We start from the raw sequence: 4359 nt of genomic DNA, 5'->3' as shown, positions 1-4359 counted from the left end.
GCACCGTGGCGCGCGATGGCCGCACGGCGCTGCCGCGCGCCGGCGCGCTGCCGACGTTGTTCGGACCGCACCTCGCCTACAACGTCGACGACGCGGACGCGTATCGCGCCTGCGAGAACGCGGGCTTTTCCTGGTTCAGCGGCGACTACGCGCTGGAAGGCAGCGTGGCCGAAGGCGACGACGGCACGTCGCGCCGGCGCATGCTGACGATGCTCGCGCTGCTGGCGCGCGACGCCGACTCGCGCGAACTGGAAGCGCAGCTGAAAGCGGATCCGGCGCTGTCTTATCACCTTTTGAAACTGGTGAACTCCGCCGCGTTCTCGGTCGGTACCCAGATCACGAGCTTTGGCCAGGCGATCAGCCGCCTGGGCCGGCGCCAGCTGCAACGCTGGCTGCAACTGCTGCTGTACGCGCGCCAGCATCCGGACAGCCCGCCGAACCTGATGTTGCCGGTGGCCGCATTGCGCGGCGCCGCGCTGGAGTCGCTGTGCAAGCGCGACGGCGGCGACCGCGACGAGCAGGACCTCGCCTTCATGGCCGGCGTGTTCTCGCTGCTGGATCGCCTGTTCCAGATTCCGATGGCGGAGATCGTGCAGGACCTGAACCTGCCCGGGCACGTCGAAGCGGCCCTGCTGCGGCGTGAAGGGCAACTGGGCCAACGGTTGCGGCTCGCCGAAGCGGGGCGGCCGGATCCGGAGACGCTGGAGGCAGCGGGCGTCGACGGGCCGGACTGGTGGCAGAGCCAGTTGCACGCCTATCACTGGGCCATCCAGGTAGCCCGCAATGTCTAGGATGCCAGCCGCTGCGCCGATCGATTTCGCGGGCGGCAGCGCTGCCGTCTGCGACGCCGTGTTGAAACTCCGTGGGGACGACCTGTGGGCCGAGCTGGGACGCATCGCCGGCGCGCTGCTCGCGAGCCCGCACTGCGCATACATCCCGGAAGGCGTCCTGCATCCGCACATGGTGGAGGGGGCGCTGCTGCAGGAAGTGCGCGCCGACGGCGTGTGCTTCGGCCGCTACGAAGTCGCCGGCCGCGCCTACAGCGTGGACGACCTGCGCCAGCTGGAAGCGCTGGCCGGCCTCACCGGCACGCTGATGCAGGTGCATTCGCTGGCCCAGCGCACGACGCACGCCTATGCCCAGGTCGAAGCGCAGCTGGCGCACCAGTCGCAGATCCTCGACCAGATCCATGAATCCGTGCTGACGCTGGACCGCATGGGCTACATCACCAGCTGGAACAAGGGCGCCGAGCGCCTGTTCGGCTACACGGCGCTGGAAGCCGTCGGCCGCAACATCCTGTTCCTGTACGCGGACGAGGACCAGGACTTCCAGGACGCCTTCGCGGAGCAGGGCGGCCGCATGATGGAAGTGCGGCGCCGGAAGAAATCGGGCGAGATCTTCTGGGCCAGCCTGTCGCTGTCGCCGCTGTGCGACCTGGAAGACCGCCCGACCGGCCTGATCGCGTATCTCACCGACATCACGGAACGCAAGCTGGCCGAGGAACGCCTGCACCACCTGGCCTACTACCAGGAGCTGACCGGCCTGCCGAACCGTACGCTGTTCGGCCGCCTCGTCGACCAGGCCCTGATGGTCGCCCAGCGCAACGAATCGACGGCCTGCGTGCTGTACCTGGACCTGAACCGTTTTAAGCTGATCAACGGCACGTTGGGCCGCCGGGTCGGCGACGACCTGCTGCGCCTGGTCGCCGAACGCCTGCGCAACGCGCTGCGCGACGAGGACGTCGTGGCGCACCTGTCCGGCGACGAATTTGCCGTCGGCCTGTTCGACATCCGCCAGCACTTCGAGGCCACGACGGTTGCGCAGAAGCTGCAGACCGCGCTGGAAGCGCCGTTCCTCGTGCAGGGCCACGACCTGCGCGTGGGCGCGAGCATCGGCATTTCCGTCTACCCGCAGGACGGCCAGGATGCGGAAACGCTGCTGCGCATGGCCGACATCGCGATGGAGCGCGCCAAGGAACACGCGGAAAACCCGGACCGCAGCGTCGCCTTCTACCGCCTCGACATGAACGAAGGCATGCAGCAGCGCATGCTGATCGAATCGGGCCTGCGCCACGCTCTCGGCAACGGCGAACTGATCCTGCACTACCAGCCGAAATTCGAAATCGGCTCGAGCCGCGTGGTGGGCGCCGAAGCCCTCGTGCGCTGGAGGCATCCGGTGCGCGGCATGGTCCCGCCGATCGAATTCATCCCGCTGGCCGAAAGCACGGGCCTGATCGTGCAGGTGGGCGAGTGGGTGCTGGAACAGGCCTGCGCCCAGGCCGCGATCTGGCAACGCGCGGGCCTGCCGCCGTTCCGCCTGGCGGTGAACGTGTCCGCACGCGAGTTCACGCCGTCGCTGCCGGGCCGCGTCGCGGAGACACTGCGCCGCTACCGCCTGGATCCGCACTGGCTGGAACTGGAGATCACGGAAAGCACGCTGATGCACGACATCGAGCACGTGATCGCCATCATGGACCGCATCAGCGCGCTGGGCGTGGCGCTGTCGCTGGACGATTTCGGCACGGGCTATTCGAGCCTGTCGTACCTGAAGCGCTTCCCGATCGACACCTTGAAGATCGACCGCTCGTTCACGACGGGCATCCCGCTGGACCCGAGCGATTGCGCGATCGCGAGCACCATCATCGGCATGGGGCGCAAGCTGGGGCACCGCGTGATCGCGGAAGGCGTGGAGACGCTGGAGCAGCTGGAATTCCTGCGCCAGGCCGGATGCGACGAGGTGCAGGGCTACCTGTATGGGAAGCCGCTGCCGGCGTATGAGTTCGAGAAAAGCTTGCGGGAGAACTGGCTGCTGATGGGCATGGGGGAGGCGGCACCGTCGGCCGTCCGTTTGCTGCCCGTGGGGCAATGATTTATGTATAATGCCGGTTCCTCAGGAAGCGTGGCCGAGTGGTTGAAGGCAGCAGTCTTGAAAACTGCCGACGGGGGAACCCGTTCGTGAGTTCGAATCTCACCGCTTCCGCCAGGAAACAAAAGAAACCGCCCGAAGGCGGTTTTTTGTTTCCTGGCGGAAGCGAGCGAGGCGCCTGCGCGCCTCGCGTGTGAGATTCGAAGGGCATGGCCCTGCAGGGCCATCCCTCCCGAATCGTCCATTTGCTGTCCGCGCAGCGGACTGCGCGCCGCAGGCGCATGCATATAAGCTGATCAGCAGACAACAGCTGCCCCAGCCGTATCCTCCACGCGGGGTTCGGAATGAGGCATCAGGCGCCGGTCCCACGGTCGGGTCAGCACGCGCAATGCGACTTCAAGTGGAATAAGGTTTTCAGCGAACGCCCGGGCAACTGCTTGGGTGCTATGGAAAGGGCGGTTTGTTTGAATCGCATCGATGAGGATGGCCGTAAGTCGGTCCGTTCTTCTTTTCATAATCGGCCCTTTGAATTTTGTCTGGCCATTCTGGGACCGCTAACGCTAATCACCTACGGTTCAAATGTAACACCCTCCACAAGTGCACAGGCCCTCTGACAGCATGTCAGCCGCGTGCCATCCCCGGCATCCGATCGAACCACGGCTGCACCTCTTCCAACTGCCGCGCCACCTGCAACAACCTGTCCTCGCTCCCGAACGGCCCCATGAACTGGACCCCCAGGGGCAACCCCTCCGCCGTCCAGTGGAGCGGCACGCTCATCGACGGCGCCCCGGTCAGATTCGACAGCTGCGTGAACGGCACATAACGCAGATTGCCGGTCGCAATCTTGTCGACCGTCTTGTCAAGCAACCCAAGACGCGCCAACACGCCGAGGATGCCCGTCCCGTGCAGGAACCCCAGCACGCACTGCGGCACGCTGTCGCCCAGCGTAACGAGAATCCGGTTCATCAGTTCCACCTCATCGCGCCGCGCCCCCAGCGCCTGCGCACGCCGTACGGCCGCCGGGATCTGCCCGAAGTACACGTGCAAATAACTTTTTGCGAGGGCGGCGCCATCGATAGCAGGCGCCGCTTCCTCGACGTCGTGGCCCAAATGAGCCAATAACTCGGCCGTCCGCGACACAGCAAGCACGGCCTCCGGATGCACATCCGTCCCGATCGGCGACACCGTCGAATACCCGATGCGCAGCCGGCCCGGATCGCGCCGCATCAGCGCGACGTAGGGCGCGGCCGGCGGCGCAATGACGAACGGATCGCCCGGTTCCGCACCCTGCAGCACGTCCAGCGCGAGCGCCGAATCGCGCACGCTGCGCGAAATCACGCCTTCGCTCGACGCGCCGAACCAGACTTCGCCGATGCCCGGCCCGGACGACACCCGCCCGCGCGACGGCCGCAGCGTGAACAGCCCGCAGCACGCGGCCGGGATCCGGAGTGAGCCGCCGCCGTCGTTGCCGGCCGCCATCGGCACGATGCCGGC

The 4359-nt window shown here is 66.7% G+C and carries 3 protein-coding genes and 1 tRNA gene; 3 read left to right on the top strand and 1 reads right to left on the bottom strand.

Annotated features, from left to right (window positions below):
* The 3 genes from ACEN88_RS25240 to ACEN88_RS25230 all read left to right on the top strand — a co-directional run.
* Nucleotides 1–791: HDOD domain-containing protein (locus ACEN88_RS25240; protein WP_413344098.1), on the top strand; the 791-nt coding region annotated here is incomplete at its 5' end.
* A gap of 1 nt (nucleotide 792) precedes the next feature.
* Complete coding sequence (locus ACEN88_RS25235) at nucleotides 793–2868, top strand: putative bifunctional diguanylate cyclase/phosphodiesterase (RefSeq protein ID WP_413344099.1); 2076 nt, start codon at nucleotides 793–795, stop codon at nucleotides 2866–2868.
* Nucleotides 2869–2892: 24 nt separating this feature from the next.
* Nucleotides 2893–2982, top strand: a tRNA-Ser gene (locus tag ACEN88_RS25230).
* A gap of 504 nt (nucleotides 2983–3486) precedes the next feature.
* Here the strand turns inward: ACEN88_RS25230 and ACEN88_RS25225 are convergent.
* A partial coding sequence (locus tag ACEN88_RS25225; protein WP_413344097.1) for an amidase occupies nucleotides 3487–4359 on the bottom strand: 873 nt, incomplete at its 5' end.

Origin of the sequence: Massilia sp. CT11-108, from assembly GCF_047302915.1 — a bacterium.
In the GTDB taxonomy this organism is placed as follows: domain Bacteria; phylum Pseudomonadota; class Gammaproteobacteria; order Burkholderiales; family Burkholderiaceae_D; genus Telluria; species Telluria orientalis.
The sequence above is the reverse complement of the archived record's forward strand: the minus strand, read 5'-3'. Positions and strand labels throughout refer to the sequence as shown.